Annotated in this window: 16 protein-coding genes and 1 riboswitch; of the genes, 7 read left to right on the top strand and 9 right to left on the bottom strand. The window is 46.4% G+C overall.

The genetic code is table 11. The features are described from left to right. Nucleotides 1–14: 14 nt before the first annotated feature. Nucleotides 15–132: riboswitch (TPP riboswitch) on the bottom strand. 189 nt (nucleotides 133–321) lie between these two features. The 4 genes from JAO78_RS00230 to mgtE all read right to left on the bottom strand — a co-directional run bounded on the left by JAO78_RS00230 (nucleotide 322) and on the right by mgtE (nucleotide 5,760). After that, nucleotides 322–2,703: a putative bifunctional diguanylate cyclase/phosphodiesterase gene (locus tag JAO78_RS00230; RefSeq protein WP_226749343.1), complete on the bottom strand. Its 2,382-nt coding sequence runs from the start codon at nucleotides 2,701–2,703 to the stop codon at nucleotides 322–324. Continuing rightward, entirely contained in the window at nucleotides 2,704–3,873 is a 1,170-nt protein-coding gene (locus JAO78_RS00225) for a hypothetical protein (protein WP_226749342.1), read from the bottom strand. After that, complete coding sequence (locus JAO78_RS00220; RefSeq protein WP_226749341.1) at nucleotides 3,863–4,279, bottom strand: hypothetical protein; 417 nt, start codon at nucleotides 4,277–4,279, stop codon at nucleotides 3,863–3,865. The genes JAO78_RS00225 and JAO78_RS00220 overlap by 11 nt, the downstream gene beginning before the upstream one ends. A gap of 137 nt (nucleotides 4,280–4,416) precedes the next feature. Next, nucleotides 4,417–5,760, bottom strand: coding sequence for a magnesium transporter (mgtE, locus tag JAO78_RS00215; RefSeq protein WP_226749340.1), 1,344 nt, complete (start codon nucleotides 5,758–5,760; stop codon nucleotides 4,417–4,419). 272 nt (nucleotides 5,761–6,032) lie between these two features. On the opposite strand from mgtE, the gene JAO78_RS00210 reads away from it, so the two are divergent. From JAO78_RS00210 to JAO78_RS00195, 4 genes are all read left to right on the top strand, one after another. After that, nucleotides 6,033–6,842: a DUF432 domain-containing protein gene (locus tag JAO78_RS00210; protein WP_226749339.1), complete on the top strand. Its 810-nt coding sequence runs from the start codon at nucleotides 6,033–6,035 to the stop codon at nucleotides 6,840–6,842. 10 nt (nucleotides 6,843–6,852) lie between these two features. Next, complete coding sequence (locus JAO78_RS00205; protein WP_226749338.1) at nucleotides 6,853–7,728, top strand: mechanosensitive ion channel family protein; 876 nt, start codon at nucleotides 6,853–6,855, stop codon at nucleotides 7,726–7,728. Between the two features lie 92 nt (nucleotides 7,729–7,820). Then, a complete protein-coding gene (locus JAO78_RS00200) occupies nucleotides 7,821–9,452 on the top strand; it encodes a BamA/TamA family outer membrane protein (protein ID WP_226749337.1) in 1,632 nt (543 codons plus the stop codon). A 517-nt stretch (nucleotides 9,453–9,969) separates the two neighbouring features. Beyond that, nucleotides 9,970–11,268, top strand: a complete 1,299-nt coding sequence (locus tag JAO78_RS00195; RefSeq protein ID WP_226749336.1) for an APC family permease — start codon at nucleotides 9,970–9,972, stop codon at nucleotides 11,266–11,268. A gap of 54 nt (nucleotides 11,269–11,322) precedes the next feature. Here JAO78_RS00195 and mutM read toward each other — a convergent pair whose 3' ends face one another. The 5 genes from mutM to radC form a co-directional block, all read right to left on the bottom strand. Further along, nucleotides 11,323–12,132 (bottom strand): bifunctional DNA-formamidopyrimidine glycosylase/DNA-(apurinic or apyrimidinic site) lyase, encoded by an 810-nt coding sequence (gene mutM / locus JAO78_RS00190; protein WP_226749335.1) that lies wholly within the window; start codon nucleotides 12,130–12,132, stop codon nucleotides 11,323–11,325. Nucleotides 12,133–12,135: 3 nt separating this feature from the next. Then, nucleotides 12,136–12,597: a hypothetical protein gene (locus JAO78_RS00185; protein WP_226749334.1), complete on the bottom strand. Its 462-nt coding sequence runs from the start codon at nucleotides 12,595–12,597 to the stop codon at nucleotides 12,136–12,138. A gap of 94 nt (nucleotides 12,598–12,691) precedes the next feature. Beyond that, complete coding sequence (gene rpmG, locus JAO78_RS00180) at nucleotides 12,692–12,847, bottom strand: 50S ribosomal protein L33 (RefSeq protein WP_008219722.1); 156 nt, start codon at nucleotides 12,845–12,847, stop codon at nucleotides 12,692–12,694. Between the two features lie 11 nt (nucleotides 12,848–12,858). Then, complete coding sequence (gene rpmB / locus JAO78_RS00175; RefSeq protein WP_026349251.1) at nucleotides 12,859–13,095, bottom strand: 50S ribosomal protein L28; 237 nt, start codon at nucleotides 13,093–13,095, stop codon at nucleotides 12,859–12,861. Nucleotides 13,096–13,259: 164 nt separating this feature from the next. Further along, on the bottom strand, nucleotides 13,260–13,934 hold the full coding sequence (radC, locus tag JAO78_RS00170) for a RadC family protein (RefSeq protein WP_226749333.1): 675 nt from the start codon (nucleotides 13,932–13,934) through the stop codon (nucleotides 13,260–13,262). 92 nt (nucleotides 13,935–14,026) lie between these two features. Between radC and coaBC the strand changes: the two genes are divergently transcribed. Genes coaBC through slmA form a run of 3 tightly spaced genes read left to right on the top strand, consistent with a single transcriptional unit; the run spans nucleotide 14,027 to nucleotide 16,318 of the window. Further along, nucleotides 14,027–15,250, top strand: a complete 1,224-nt coding sequence (coaBC, locus tag JAO78_RS00165) for a bifunctional phosphopantothenoylcysteine decarboxylase/phosphopantothenate--cysteine ligase CoaBC (protein ID WP_226749332.1) — start codon at nucleotides 14,027–14,029, stop codon at nucleotides 15,248–15,250. After that, complete coding sequence (gene dut / locus JAO78_RS00160) at nucleotides 15,250–15,708, top strand: dUTP diphosphatase (protein WP_329605539.1); 459 nt, start codon at nucleotides 15,250–15,252, stop codon at nucleotides 15,706–15,708. Before coaBC ends, dut begins: the two co-directional genes overlap by 1 nt. A gap of 16 nt (nucleotides 15,709–15,724) precedes the next feature. Continuing rightward, on the top strand, nucleotides 15,725–16,318 hold the full coding sequence (slmA, locus tag JAO78_RS00155; protein ID WP_226749330.1) for a nucleoid occlusion factor SlmA: 594 nt from the start codon (nucleotides 15,725–15,727) through the stop codon (nucleotides 16,316–16,318). Nucleotides 16,319–16,486 lie beyond the last annotated feature (168 nt).

The raw sequence follows: 16,486 nt of genomic DNA, 5'->3' as shown, positions 1-16,486 counted from the left end.
CGAAACACGTTCTGATGGGGAGTTAGCACCATCCCTCCGCCGGTATGATCCGGATCAGGTTCTAAGGGTTTGCCTTACGGCATCTCAGCGCATTCAAACCGAAGTTTGAAGGTTGCACCCCTTGGTTGCTTGCGTAGTCTATGTGGTTTTAAAGAAAAAAACAACGCGCCTAAGCGATATTTGTCAACGACGTGTTTAGGTTATGTGACAGGCTTACCAACACAGGGCATCATCACTTTCCAAGTTTTATGCTGCTTACGCTTACTGACAATCGCGGTTTAAAGCTGCTTTGACTATCTAACCGTGTTGGCAAACGGCTACTTAGCGCCACTGGCCATTATCATGCAAATTCGCCTGTAACTGTTCAATTAACGTATCTGACGGGATCGGTCTTGAAAATAAGTAGCCTTGGCCAATATCACACTGATGCTGTGTTAAGGTTTTGCATTGCGCCTGGGTTTCAACACCTTCGGCGACAACTTCCAAACCTAATTTGCGCACCATGGCGATAGTCGAAGTAATAATATCGAAATCGGCTTGATTATCTAACATACCAAACACAAAACTTTTATCAATTTTTATGGTATCAACGGGCATCTGCCTTAAGTAACTTAACGATGAATAACCGGTGCCAAAGTCGTCAATTGCTAAGCGGAAACCGCGACTTTTTAAACGCTGCATACTCTTGATCGTTTCATTGATGTTGTTGGCCAGCATACTTTCTGTCAGTTCTAATTCGAATAGCGCAGCTGACAGTTGATGTTGCTGCAATAACCCATCGAGAAACGTTGGCAATTTAGTATCGTTAAGTTGTGCCGCGGAGAGGTTAATGGCCAAAGTCGCGTCCTTAAAACCCGCCGCTTGCAGTTGCACCATAATACGGAAACTTTGCTCGATCACCCAATAACCTACGGGGATCATCAAATGCGCAAGCTCTAATACTGCGATAAATTCGTCAGGCGATACCATACCGCGCGCAGGGCTATGCCAACGCAATAATGCTTCTAAGCCTTGTAGTTTGCGATTAGCCAAGTTAATTTTGGGTTGCAAATGCAGCGTAAACTGTTGCTGAGCTAACGCCAGCTTTAAATCGCTTTCTAATGCTAAACGATTTTGGAAATCATCAAACATTTGCTGACTGTAAAAGTGCAAACTATTACCGCCCTTCCCTTTAGCCTGATACATGGCTAAATCAGCTTGCCGCACTAAATCATCAGGTTTCAGCTGAGCATTACGCGTACTGCTGATACCAATACTGATATTTAATTGATACTCTTCATCGCCCAGTAACATGGGCTGACGAAACGCTGCGATTAACCGATTGGCCAAAGCCGTTAAGGCATCGATATCAGCCACTTCTGTCACCACAATAAATTCATCACCACCAAAACGGCAGATAATATCGGTTTTATCTAGCGATGCACGCAGTCGATTACTCGCTTCAATCAGTAACTGATCGCCTTGCTCGTGGCCACGAATATCATTAACTCGTTTAAATTGGTCCATGTCTAAAAACAGTAACCCTAATAAGGCACTGCTCTCGGTTAGCGCGGCGATACTTTTCTTTAGTTGATATTGCAACATATTACGATTAGCTAAACCGGTTAGCCGATCGTACATTGCCATATTTTCTAGCTCTCGGGTCTGGGTATTGATGTTGTCTTGCAGTTGCTCTAATTTACGGCTTAACGTTTGACCGGCATCATAGAGTTGATCGACTTCGTCACTCATGGCACCGGCAGATTTAGGTAAAGCATCGCGAAAAGCCCGATATTTATTTTCCGCTAACATCGGTAGCGCATTACAGATCAGCAATAAGCGACTGGTTAAGCGCCGCGTCAACAAATTAGTGAGCCAAGCAAACAACACAAAGCAAAGCGTGGCCAAGGCAATCAATTGCCATTTAAAAGCATTATTTGCCGCTTGGTAAGAGCTAATGTTCTCTAGCAATAAAATCGCAAAATGCTGCTGCTGTTGTTGAACCAAAGGGATGTGGTAAACAAAGTAGGGTATCTCAGCTAAGCTGAATTGGGCGCCACTACTGTTTTGCCAGCTGGCTAACGCCAGCTGTTCCAATGCAGGCAAATTACCTGTGGCAGATAAAATAGTCATGGCTGCCCCATCTAAACGCACAATCGCTACCTCACTTTGCAAGGCTTGCCCCAAAGCAATAACCACATCTGCCAGCGTTTGACTTGAAACCAGTACGGCTATATTACCTTCTTGATCGGATACCGGTAGGCTCACCACATTACTGCAATGCGTCGTACAGTAAATCCGTGATTGCGGCCGCTGCTCGTGCTGCGTTTGCGTTACCATACTGGCTAATTCAGTTGGGAAGATACTGCTAGCAAAGGCCGCTTGCGGGCTATCCTCGGTAAACACCCAAAGCGCTTCAATATTCAAATAAAGACTAAGTACGTCATAGCGTTGCTGCAATGCTTCAGTAAACACAGAGAAACCTGATTGCTGTTGCAGGCCGGTCAGCTCGGCAAAGCTTTCAAACCAAGATTGTTGCTGATTTTGCAGCAGCAATTGATACTGGGTAAAGTGTTGCTCAACTTGCTGCCGCTTTAACGTTTGCTGCTCGGTGAAGCTGTCACCTAAACGCTGCAAGGATAAGCTGGTCACCAACACGATTAGCACCAGCATCAGTGCCAGTGTTAACAGTAAAATCTTCGTTGGTAGGCTAAAAAATCGCATTTAAAACCAATACATCAGTTGTAACGCCCATACCTGCCAATAGCGATGTTGATTACGCTCTAGATCAGGGACCAAACTGGGAGATAAACGACCGGTACCGTCCACCCAGTGATGTTCAGCTTGCAACCGAAAGCGACTGCCCAGCTCATAGCTGGCACCCAACATTAGGCTATGTTGATAACCAAAATAGGACGGTATACCAAGCTGCCCTAACTGACTGCCTCGTTTATCGTCTTTGTTTAGCGCCAACATATCAACACTGATTAATGCTGTAAGTTTAGGATCAAAGCGATAACGCCCCAATAAATAGCCGCCAATACCGATTTGAGCGCGTTCAAAACCTGGCGCGTAAAAACCGTCTATGGTCATGCGTTCTTGAAATAACTCCGATGAAAGATCCCATTTTTCGGCTTGATAACGCCAGTTTAAAATGACTCTTTGAACGATAACGTCACCGTCAGCAAAAAAGTCGAAGTTGGCCTGCTTATAAGAGAACTGTGAATCAAGAAGGGAGATACCATAACTGGCTTGGCTACCAATGCCCTGCCAAAACATACTGGCTTGATGCACATATTTTTGTTCTGAACTGCCTTGTATATCTGGGCTTAACAAAGTTCGGGCTTGCTCAGTGGTAATCTTGGTAGAACCAATACTCCAATTATATTCCAACTCACCATGGCCTAATTGTTTATAGCCTTTAAGCGCCAAACCATCACTCGCCACAGCAATATCACGAAACGCATCGTAATAAACCGACTGCGGTAAAATAATACTGGGCCGTGTAAAGGGCACATCACGGGTACTGGAAAAAAGCCAATGCTGGTTCTTATAGCGGCCAAGAAACACATTAAGTTGATGATCAAAATTATCTATCGCACTAAAGTCTAAAAATAAATAATCTAAACGAGCGCCTTCTGGGTAGCGATTACCACCATTTAAGTACACTACTTGCCCCGATAATTTTAAGCGTGGATACAAATCTAACTTTGCATTGAGTCCCAGCTCGGTGAGCGCCAGCGACACATCACCTTCATTATTAATTGCATTACTCTTTGCGGCTTGGGCAATACCTTGCGCAACAAAACCATGAATCTCTAAAGGCTCTGCCTGTGCTACCGCGCCAGCGAAGCACAGCGGCATGAACCAGTAAAATCGGTTGTTATTTTTCATTAATCGTCACCACTCTCAGATTGGATGAAAGGGTATCTGTGGGAAGATAACCGATGGCACCTGGTGTTGTTTCTAGCAATAATAGCAGTTCTGCTGCGGAATCCACTTGCATTGGAAAACTGCCAATGCCGGAATAGCGTTGCCGAGACCAAATTGCATCTAATTGATAAGGAAACATTTTTAATTTATCGCGGCTAAACCGCTGATGATGTGGATGGTCAGATTGCAAGACAAAAACCTGAATAGCTTGTCCATCTGTCCAGCGAGTCTGACGCATGGTAAAGATGGCTCGTAATTGCGCAGTGCTCAGCGTTGTCTCGCTCACCGATGAATGCACAACAACTTCTACGGCTTGCACAGAGCAAGCAAGTAGCAGTAAGCAACATAGTGAACGTAAAAAAGTCATTAGATACCTGTAAACCAGCTGTCGGGAAACCGATACTTTGTTCCGTCGGTATATTACCGACATATATACAGATAAAATATTGAAATTAAAGCGTTTGCGCAATAGTACATTTGGGTTGTTACAGCGCAAAAAAATATTTATAAGCCCAGATACCAGGTGGCGATCGAGAAATAAACCACCACACCCGTAACATCTGCAATAGAAGTAATTAGCGGTCCACTAGCTGTTGCTGGATCTAAATTAAATCGGCTTAACAAAAACGGAAGTGACAAACCAATCAAGCTACCGGCCATCACCACCAGCATCATGGTACAAGACACGACTATCGCGATATCGGCCCCCCCACGCCAAAGCCCTAAACCCAGGACAGCGGCAGACATGGTTAGCCCCAGCAGCCCGGCAACCAAGCATTCTTTACCGAGTAAATAGCCCCAATCGCGCAATTTGATTTCACCTGTGGCTAGCGCTCGCACCATCAATGTGCCGGCTTGCGCGCCAGCATTACCGCTACTGGCAATCAATAACGGTAAGAAAAACAACAAGGCGATATAGCGGGCGATCGTTTCTTCAAAATAAGCGATACCGGCACCAGAAAAAATATTACCAAACACCAATACCACCAGCCAGAATACCCGTTTTCTGTAAAGTAAACCGATACCTGCATTTTTCACGTTTCCGTCTAATTTGCCGATGGTGGCTGTTTTGTGAAAGTCCTCCGTGGCCTCTTCTGCGGCGACGTCCATCGCATCATCGTAAGTCACAATACCGACCATCTGATGCTCGCTATTGACGATAGGCAGTGCTAATAAATCGTACTTAGCAATCAAACTGGCTATCTCTTCTTGCGGCAGTTCAACACTAGCAAAAATCGGATCCGTATTCATCAAATCATCAACCCGCATACTCACGGGTGCCAAAATCAAATCGCGTAAACTTACCACGCCAATGAGTTTTCTGGCTTCATCAACCACATAAGAAGAGTAAATGGTTTCTTTATCGGGTGCTTCTAATCGCAGCACTTCAATGGCTTCACGTACCGTCAATTCAGGTGGTAACAAAGCATAATCTGAGGTCATAATGGCGCCAGCAGAACCCTCTTCATGCGCAGATAAACGTAACAAATCTTCACGTTCGGCTTGAGCTAAGGCCGGTAACAAGGTATCGCGTTGCTCGTCAGATAATTGATTAAATAAATCGGCACGTTCGTCCGAAGACATTTGCCTGATAATCGGTGAGAGTTTGCGCCGACTCACGCTGATAGCTAAACTAACCTGCACTTCAGCAGGCAAATAACCAAACACCTCAGCTTGTTCTGCACGGGGCAATACAGTTAATAAACTCCACAATTCCGTGGCAGAAAATTCAGTTAGGGCTGCAGCATAATCAGCTGGATGCACATCTTCGAGTTGTTCACGTAACAACGGCAGCGTATCGTGTTGCAACGCATTACGAAGAGTTTTGATAAGAACGGGTAAATCCATAACAGCCTCTTATCAGCAGCACGTTTTTTCAGAGACTGCTGGGCAGTATGCTGAATCATGCAGGGTAAATGGAGTGTCGATACTAAGCAATTTGAGCTAATTTAGCTAAGTGCCATTGAAATGGCCAAATGCCACACGAATGATTAAGACATTGCCAATAAAACAATTAATAATGCTATTTTATGAACTAAGTTAGCTTAACTCAACCTGAGCGTAGAAAGTTTTACAGTAGCAACGTTTTTTAAACCGAGCCACTGAAAAGGAAGATATTGATGAGTCACTCTGCAGCAAGCGCTACTGCGCCACAATGGTGGCAACCACAAACAATGGCGTTAGATGAATGCTGGCATTTTACGATCGGCCCGGTTACCTTATATTTCAAACGCTGTTTGCAAGAATGGGTATTTGGTTTTGAGCGCAGTACGCAGCCAGAACAAGCTTATCGCGTACTTAGCCAATCTGCGGCCTGCTTACCTGAAGCCCTCAACATGCAGCGTTTTATGTTTCGCCATAGTCCCGGTCAATTTAAATTAACGCCGCATTTGCTCGAGCGCGCCGTAGTGATCAAAACGCATCAGCCGGTAAGCATTCCCGCAGGCGAACAAAGCGTATTCTATATTAGCTCACCGGTCAGTATCGAAATTAGCCTGCAAGAGCCTAGCGTAGTGCTCATGGAATTACCGTTACAACGTTTATCCGATACGTGGTTTGGTGACTCTACCCAGCAAGGCGAGTTATGTTTTGCTGACAAAACACATGCCAGGCATAGCCTCGATGATATACCCACACGGCCGCACCGTGCCGTGACCGCAGTGACAATCGAAAACCGCTCTGATCGTATGCTGACCATTGACAAGTTAAGTATTCCACTGCCATTTCTCGCCTTGTATGGTCATCGTGATGGCAGCTTGTGGACCGATCCGCTGTTGTTACAACACGAGAGTGTCGGGCAACTTACTCGCTTTAAAATTGGCAAAACCTTGCCGCTGGGTTTAACCAGTGCAGACTTGCTCGCCCCACCACGCCAGCATCATGATAAAAACAGCCTTGTGCGCGCCTTTACCGGCATTTTCAGTCAATAAGGAGTCACGCATGTTGGAAACGTTAATACAGTTTTTTCAATCTGAAACCGTGGTGAATGGCCTACAGGCTTTACTGCTTATCGTGGTAGGTTTGTTGTTAGCTCGCTACGCCTCGCAAGCGGCAGAAAAGCTCATCAGCCATAATTTCTCTCGACATCATGCCGTGCTGTTTCGTCGCGTACTTTATTGGTTAGTGCTCGCCTTGTTTGCCGCCTCAGCACTGCATCAACTAGGGTTTTCATTAGGAGTTCTGCTGGGCGCAGCTGGCGTATTATCGGTTGCTATTGGCTTTGCCTCACAAACTTCCGCTTCTAATTTAATTAGCGGCTTGTTTTTAATCGGCGAACAACCCTTTCAAATTGGCGACACCATTAAAGTGGGAGCCACTGTGGGTGAAGTGCTGTCTATTGATTTACTCTCGGTTAAATTACGCACCTTCGATAACCTATTTGTACGGATCCCCAATGAAAGCCTGATTAAATCTGAAGTGATTAATATGACACGCTTTCCTATTCGGCGCTTCGATTTACTACTGGGTGTGGCTTATAAAGAAAACATGGCGCAAGTTCGAAAAATACTGTTTGAGGTCGCCGACAAAAACCCGCTAAGTTTAGATGAACCTGCACCCACGTTTTTGTTTGTGGGCTTTGGTGATTCGGCACTGAATATCCAGTTTTCGGTTTGGAGTACGACACCTAATTTTCGAGAGCTACGTAATAGCCTGCAAGAAGAAATTAAGCTGGCTTTCGATGCCAATGGTATTGAAATTCCGTTTCCACATCGAACGCTTTACACGGGAAGTGAAACCGCGCCTTTTCCGGTGCGGATCGTTCCCGAGCAAACAACAACTCCGCCCAACAATCCTGAGGATCACCGTAAAAACTAATGAACATCAGCAATGCGTGTTGGCATTTTTGGCAAAAACACGCATAGTTAAGTAGAGTTATTTCATTCCATTAGGCTACAAGGAGTCAACGCATGTGGCGTAGTTTATGCCTGTTGTCATTGCCGTTTTACAGCTTTACCTTGCTAGCCAATTGCAGCGATGAGTTTGATCTAGATCGCCTAGCTGAAAAAAAGCCGCATATTAGCGCTATTCATTTCGAACAAAATAACGTGTTTGATTTGACCGAGCCTGGGGTGTTTTGGCTTCATCGCTTTGCAAATGCCAGCCATCGAATCAGCCTTGAAGGTACTATTCGTGATGATTTGTTGTTTAATGATCACGCACCGTTAAACCTAGCCGATTTGGCGGAGACCGAACGTCTTTTAAGAAGCCGGCGCTACATCCGCGACGCTCGCGTTTCGGTCAGCCGCTATTGTCCCTCAGACAACACCGTTGAAGTCATGGTAAGAACTTGGGACACTTGGTCCTTGTTACCCAAAATTGATTTTTCTAGTGAAGGGGGTGAAACCGAGTACTCACTGGGCATTGCTGAAGATAACCTGCTCGGTTATGGCAATCAAATTCACTTAGATTACAGTAAAGACAGCGAACGTAGTGGCTACTTAGTTAGCTTTGGCAGCCCCAACATTTTTGGTACGCACTGGAACACCTTTTTAAGTTACGCCAATAATTCTGATGGCGAAAATTATCGTTTTAATGTGCAGCGGCCTTTTTATCGCTTAGATTCACAGTGGTCTCTTAACTTCGATTTGCTTAAAAATAAAGAACTCGTTACCGATTACCAATTAGATGAGCGGGTTAATGAGTACAATCGCACTCGGCAACAATTCGAAAGCGCTGTTGGCTTTAAACTGGTTGAACGCGGTCGCAGCATTCAGCGCTTTATTGTTGGTATGACCTTAGAAGATGTCGCCTTTAATGATACCGAGGGTACGGTATTAACGTTACCTGACGAGCGTAATCTTTCAGCGATATGGCTGGAGTATCAAATTTTAGAAGATGACTTTTATAAGCTTTACAATATCAATCAATTTAACCGCGTTGAAGATATTAATGCCGGCTGGCAATTACAACTGCGCCTTGGCTATTTACAATCATGGTTAGGCGCCGACAATTCTGGCTTGCAGCTCACTGCCCATGCAGAAAAAGCGTGGCAACTGCAAGAGCATACTTGGTTATTTGGTCAGTTAAATTATCGCCGCTTAAATTGGCAAGATCAGACACAGCAACTGCTGCATTTCTCTTGGCAATTAAACCATCAACTGAATGAATACAATAGCGTCGTCGCCAGTATTTCTGCAGAACGTGGCAGCAATTTATTTGCCGATGAACGCCTATATCTAGGCGGTGATACCGGATTGCGCGCTTTCCCACTGTATTATCAAAGCGGCGATAAACGGGTGATCGCCACAGCAGAATACCGGCGTTACACTGATTGGAATCTATGGCGGATCTTTGATGTCGGTTTTGCCGCCTTTACCGATATAGGCCGCAGCTGGGGCGATTCCGAACAATTTAAAGACTTAATGGCCCAACCCGATATCGATGACAAAGTTTTGTTCGGTGTCGGTGTCGGTGTTCGCTTACTCTCTAGCCATTCTAGCCGTGGCACTATGGTGCATTTAGATCTCACCCGCCCATTCAGTGATAACCCAGATATTAACAACTGGCAGTGGCGTGCTACCGCAAAACGGCGTTTTTAAGATCGCATATACCTTTTTGCAAACTTATTGAGTCGCTTTGCGCTTTATGGTCATCATTGCCATCGGCTTGTTGCCATGCAAAGTGCTTTTGACTGTTTAGCGGTGTAACTTGTCGCCGAATGTTTTTTAGACTAGTTTTGAGTGCCCCCGCGAGTGGTCAATGATGAGTATGCAACTCGATAAAAACCTTAACAAGCATCCTGCCTTGGTGGGTGTTGTTTTAGGAGTCCCTGTATGCTGAGCTGGGCGATCCGGCCTTTGATGGTAAAAGACTGCAGCGCATCTAACCGGTTTTTCATGGTAATAAAGTCAAAAAACCGGTATTAGTAATGCAAGGCACAAATGATCCGCGGGTATTGCAAGTTAAAAGCGATGAAATGGTCGCCGCAATACGCAAAAATGGGGGCCAGTAGAGTATGTGCTGTTTCCTGATGCAGGGCGTGATTTGTTGAAAAAAGCTAACCGGATCACCGCACAAAACGCGTATTTGAATTTTTTAAGGCAGTATTGATAACTCGTGAATGTAACTTCTAACAACGCAAGTTTACCACGCAACCTAGGGCTTTTCGGTCTTTGGTTGCTGGTAATTAATGGTTTTATTGGCGCCGGTATTTTTGGCTTACCGGGTGGCGCGGCTAAGTTAGCGGGCGAATATAGCCCCTATATTTACCTGCTCTGTGCCTTACTCATTTTACCCATCTTATTATCCATGGCCGAACTGTCGAGTTACTTTCGCGGCAGCGGCGGCCCGGTGCGCTATGGCACGGCCGCTTTCGGGCCTTTTATTGGTTTTCAGGCCGGTTGGTTATATTACATTGCGCGTTTAGTTTCTTTTGCCGCCAATACCGTGCTACTGGTCGATAGCATCAGTTATTTTTGGCCCGCGGCCAGCAATACCCTGCAACGAACCTTGCTCCTTAGTGCCATTGTTGGCAGCTTAACACTGATAAATGTGCTCGGCTCGGTGCGCGCCATGCGCTCCTTGGCACTTCTTACCGTGCTGAAATTTGCTGTGTTATTACTGCTGGTGGTTACCGGGATAAGCTACTTTGGTGCACAACTGCTACCCGAAGCGGATGCCACGACGTTGTTTAATAATCACTACGATATTGGCGCTGCCGTGTTGTTATTAATTTATGCTTTTGTGGGATTTGAATCAGTGGTGGTACCCGCTGGAGAGGCCAAAAACCCCGCCAAAGATATGCCACGCGCCTTATTGTTAGGCTTAGGGCTCGTGACGCTGTTATATATTGCGATTCAATTAGTGAGCGTAGCCGCCGTACCTAACATTGCTGATTCTAGCAACCCGTTACTGGATGTCGCCGCGACGTTATTCGGGCCCGTCGGTGCCATGATGTTAATGCTAGGCGTGGTCGCCTCCGTCGCCGCGAACTTATTGGGTTCTATTTTTTCTACACCGCGCGCCAGCTTCGCCTTAGCCGAAGACGGCAGCTTGCCAAAGTGGTTTGCCAAAGTACAGCCGCACTTTTTAACCCCAGCGAATTCGATTGTCTTTTTTGGGATCTTAGCGCTGATATTAACGCTTTATGGGTCATTTTTATGGCTGGCCGCTGCAACAGTAGTTTCACGCTTGTTGCTTTATGGCCTAACCTGCGCCGCTGTACCAGTGTTACGGCCCAAACTGGCCGCCAGCGACAGCTTTATTTTACCCTTTGGTTACGCCATACCACTTCTGGGTATCGCGGCCTGCGTTTGGCTGGCGTTTCAGGTTAGCCTGTCATCGGTATTAGCCACCAGCGCTTTTGTGTTATTGGGCACGGCCTTGTACTTTTTGGCGCGTTGGCAGGCAAAATAATGGCTAATGGCTTTAGAGCAAACTTCAGATGATTCGGTATTCAGATAGGGCCGTTTAACGTTGACAGTGCTGACAAAACACCGTGCTACGCTGACCTAAACGGATTTCTTGTAGCGGCTCACCACAGCTAAAGCAGGGCTTGCCACCCCGCCCATACACTAACAACGCCTGTTTAAAATACCCTGGCTTGCCGTCTACTTGGCTAAAATCACGCAAGGTGGTACCGCCTTGCACTATGGCGGCCGCCAGCGTTTCTTTCACTACGGTTGTTAATAACTGTAATTTCTCTGCACTGACTTGATTGGCTGGGGCTTGCGGTGCTATGCCTGCTTTAAACAGCGCTTCGTTGGCATAGATATTCCCTACGCCTACCACCACCTTGTTATCCATCAGCACCAATTTAATGGCGGCAGAACGTTTAGCACAGTGGCTGATTAGGGTTTGCGCGGTAAAGTCTGCCGTCAGCGGCTCAGGCCCTAACGCCCCGAGTAATGGATGGATGCTGCCATTGGCTTGCCACAGTACCGCACCAAAACGACGCGTGTCGTTTAAGCGCAAACATTGGCCACTGCCCAGCACAAAATCGATGTGATCATGTTTCGCTGGCGCGACGCTGTTCGATACCACTTTTAAATGGCCAGACATACCTAAATGCAAGATCACACTACCGCTTGGCAGTTCCAGCAATAAATATTTAGCACGTCGACTGACAGATAAGATTGGCTGCTGCTGGATCTCAAGCACTTCATCCGGGATCCACCAACGTAATTGCCGTTGTCGAGCAACGACCTTGGTAATCACTTGCTGCTGTAAATGCGGGCTAATACCCAGCCGGGATACTTCTACTTCTGGTAATTCAGGCACAGCCTACTCCAAGGTAAATAACAAACGCGCATGGGCGGGCGCTAACAAATACAACTGGGTACGCCCCACTTGCTGTACTAAGTAACCGCTAGGTTGCAGATACAACAACCAGATCTGAGGTTCAAACTGCCCCACTAATTGCACACTGGCTTGTGCAATAGGCACCCAATTAGCACCTGCCGTTTCATTACTTGCTACGAGTTGCGTAGTTTGCCAAGCCGCAGCCATCTCAGTAGCAGACACCGTGCTCGGTTGATGAGGTTGCCATTGCCATTGACCTGCCGCTTGTACTAAACGCTTTGAGCCAATAGAAACACTTAGCAGCTGGCTAGAGTCAGGGAGCAAACTTACACGTTCTGCGCGGCCAAAATAGGTATTACCTGACCAGTCATACAAGCTAAACATCAGCAGCAGCACAACAAAAATCAGTACATTGTTCCAATTACGACGAGACAATTTCAACATGATGATGTGTTTTAAAGAAAAGACAGCAGAATAGTAACGCAGGGGCAGTATAAAAAGCAAAAACCCGGCGAAAGCCGGGTTCTTGTAAATTCGATTATTTGATTTTCGCTTCTTTGAAAATCACGTGCTTGCGCACTTTAGGATCGAACTTTTTGATTTCCATTTTTTCTGGCATGGTACGCTTGTTCTTCGTAGTAGTGTAGAAGAAACCAGTACCTGCAGAAGAAACTAAACGGATTTTATCGCGCATTTGTTAATTCCTTATACCTTGTGACCGTTGGCACGAACGTCAACTAGGACGGCATCGATACCTTTCTTGTCAATAATACGCATACCACGAGTGGTTGTACGTAAAGTAACAAAACGGTTTTCACTTTCAACCCAGAAACGGTGAGTTTGCAGGTTAGGCAGGAAACGGCGCTTTGTCGCGTTGTTGGCGTGCGAACGACGGTTACCAACCATCGGACCTTTGCCAGTTACTTGGCATACTCTAGACATGTCAATATTTCTCCAAAATTACGTCAGCTCGAGCTATCTTTCACCCTTCTGGCCTTGAAGGTTGCCCCGAAAATGGATGAGGGCGCACTTTATACACGAAAGCGCAATCAAACTCAAGACAATTTAGCCATGAGCTAGAACGCCTTGTTGTGCCAAGTCCTCATTTACAACCAGCCACGCTCAGCAAAAGAGACGACTTCTGCATCGCCCACAACAAAGTGATCCAATACTCTGATATCAACCAAAGCCATGGCTTGTGTTAGGCGCTCCGTTATTGCTCTATCGGCGCGGCTTGGCTCGGCCACCCCAGAAGGATGATTATGAGCCAGAATAACGGCCGCGGCATTATGCCGTAAAGCGTGTTGAACCACAATACGCGGATAGACTGGGCTGGCATCAATTGTGCCTTGAAATAAGGGCTCGGCACAAATCATACGATGTTGATTATCAAGATAAAGTACCATAAATATCTCGCGTTGCTCTTGTGACAACAAAGAACTCAAATATTTTCGTACTAATGCAGGCTCGGTAAATACCGTTTCTCGCTGCAATTGTTGTTGTAAAAAACGCCGACTCAGCTCCAATACCGCTTGTAATTGCACGTATTTCGCTTCGCCTAGGCCTCTTGCTTGGCAGAACTCCGCTTTACTGGCGCCAAGCAACGCCCGTAAACTGCCAAATTGCTGCAACAACTGCCGAGCTAAACCCACAGCATCAGTGCCTGCAATACCAGTACGCAAAAAGATTGCGAGCAATTCCGCATCCGATAAGGCTTGCGTGCCCAGTTGCAACATTTTTTCACGCGGCCGCTCTGAAAGCGGCCAATCAGTAATCGCCATAACTCGCTCCTTTTCTCGCTGCTGAACGGATGCTGAATTTCGGTTTCCATGCTATCTTATGCCAATCTAATTCTGGCTAGGGTGCTTCTGCTATGCAGCAAAGCCTTGCTTCTAAACGTATTTTACTTGGTATCAGCGGCGGTATTGCCGCTTACAAAAGTGCTGACTTAGTGCGGCGTTTAACGGAACGCGGCGCCGATGTGCGGGTGATCTTAACCGATGCTGCCCAGCATTTTATTACGCCCTTAACGCTACAAGCCCTCTCCGGAAACCCGGTAAGCCATAGCCTCCTCGACCCGTCAGCGGAAGCAGCGATGGGTCATATTGAGCTGGCAAAATGGGCTGATTTAATTATCGTAGCCCCAGCCAGTGCCGATGTAATTGCCCGCTTAGCGCATGGCTTAGCGAATGACTTATTAACCACTTGCGTGTTAGCAAGTGACGCTATCGTGGCTGTGGCACCAGCGATGAATCAGCAAATGTATAAAAATATAGCTACACAAAAAAATATCGCAACATTAAAAGAACATAAATTTCACATTTTTGGACCAGGTTCAGGTGTGCAAGCCTGTGGTGATGTGGGTGCGGGCCGCATGTTAGAACCGCTAGACATCGTCGCGTTAATTGAACCGCTTCTTAGTTCTAAACACGTTTTATCGGGCTTAACCTTCACTATTACCGCAGGGCCTACGCGCGAAGCGATTGATCCAGTGCGTTATATCAGTAATCACAGCTCTGGCAAAATGGGCTATGCCCTTGCTGAAGCGGCGGTGAAAGCAGGCGCTAAGGTCACCTTAATCAGTGGGCCTGTGCAATTGCCTGCGCCCGCCGGCGTGCAAATGATTCAGGTTGAAAGTGCTGAGCAAATGCATCAAGCCGCACTCACTGCCGCCGCGCAATCCGCTATTTTTATTGGCTGTGCCGCGGTAGCAGATTATCGGATGAGCGAAATCGCCACCGATAAGCTAAAAAAAGGCAGCGAGAGTGAGCTGCAACTCACCTTAGTGAAAAACCCCGATATTATTGCTGCCGTTGCCGGCATGAACAAAAACCGACCTTTTACTGTTGGTTTTGCCGCAGAAACGCGCAATGTGCTCGATTATGCTCGGCAAAAATTACTGAATAAAAAACTGGATATGATCTGCGCCAACGATGTTTCTAAGCCTAATAGCGGCTTTAACAGCAATCAAAACGCCATTACGCTGATTTGGCCCTTAGGCGAATTAGATTTACCTGTACAACCCAAACAACAATTAGCAGAGCAGTTAATCGCCCTGATCAGTCAACATTATCACGCATTAGAAAAGAAGCCATGATGAAAAAAGCTATTGACCTAAAAATCCTCGACCCGCGTATTGGCAACGAGTTTCCTTTACCCGCTTATGCTACTCCAGGCTCTGCCGGTTTAGATCTGCGGGCTTGTGTCGAACAAACGTTAACGCTAGCCCCAGGTGAAACCGCACTGATCCCTACGGGTATTGCCATTCATATTGGCGATGCACAATTATGTGCAACCATTCTACCACGCTCGGGTTTAGGCCATAAACACGGTATCGTTCTTGGTAACTTAGTCGGGCTGATTGATTCTGATTATCAAGGCCCGTTAATGGTCTCGATGTGGAACCGTGGCCAACAAAGCTTTAGCATTGAACCCGGCGATCGTATTGCGCAGTTGGTGTTTATGCCGGTAGTGCAAACAGAATTTAACGTGGTTGAGTTATTTGATAGCTCAGAACGAGGTGAAGGCGGCTTTGGCCACTCGGGTAAACATTAAGGATCGTCCAGCTCGCATGACAACACCAAAACGCGCTAATCGTAAAGAAGATATCTTACAAGCTCTTGCCGCCATGCTGCAGAGTAACAGTAACGGTCAACGGATCACGACCGCGGCGCTAGCAGAAAAAGTCGGCGTATCGGAAGCCGCACTTTATCGGCATTTCCCAAGTAAAGCCCGCATGTATGAAGGCTTAATTGAGTTTATCGAAGACACCTTGCTTTCAACGGTAAACGCAATTAGCGATGAGCACAAAGATACTCGAACTCGCATCAGTTTAATGTTGCAGTTAGTATTAGTTTTTGCCGAACGTAATCCCGGCTTTTGCCGAATTTTAACTGGCGATGCCTTACAAGGTGAGCAAGAGCGGCTTTTGGAAAGAGTGGCGGTCTTGTTTGAAAAGTTAGAAGCACAATTTCGCCAATGCTTGCGCGAGCGCAAATTGCGCGAAGGCAAAGGGTTCAGTATTGACGAAGCAGAACTCGCCAATTTATTGCTAGCCACCGTCGAGGGTAAGATTAACCAGTTTGTGCGCTCGGGCTTTAAACGCTTGCCAACACAGTGCTGGAGTAATCAATGGGCGTTACTTGAGCAAAGTGTGTTTCAATAACCGAATAAAAAAAGGCACCGCAAAGTGATAAACTCGCGGTGCCTTGTTGTAATGTTAACCGGTCACTCAACCAGTGTATTAATTCGTAAAGCTTTATTGGAGCAAACGGTATTCTTGCGCGCTAACGTGAGCCTGAGCGCGCGGCAACGGCCAACGGTTAATGACAAG

The sequence above is a fragment of the Alishewanella maricola genome, from assembly GCF_016343785.1.
In the GTDB taxonomy this organism is placed as follows: domain Bacteria; phylum Pseudomonadota; class Gammaproteobacteria; order Enterobacterales; family Alteromonadaceae; genus Alishewanella; species Alishewanella maricola.
This window is presented reverse-complemented; position numbering and strand designations above follow the sequence as displayed.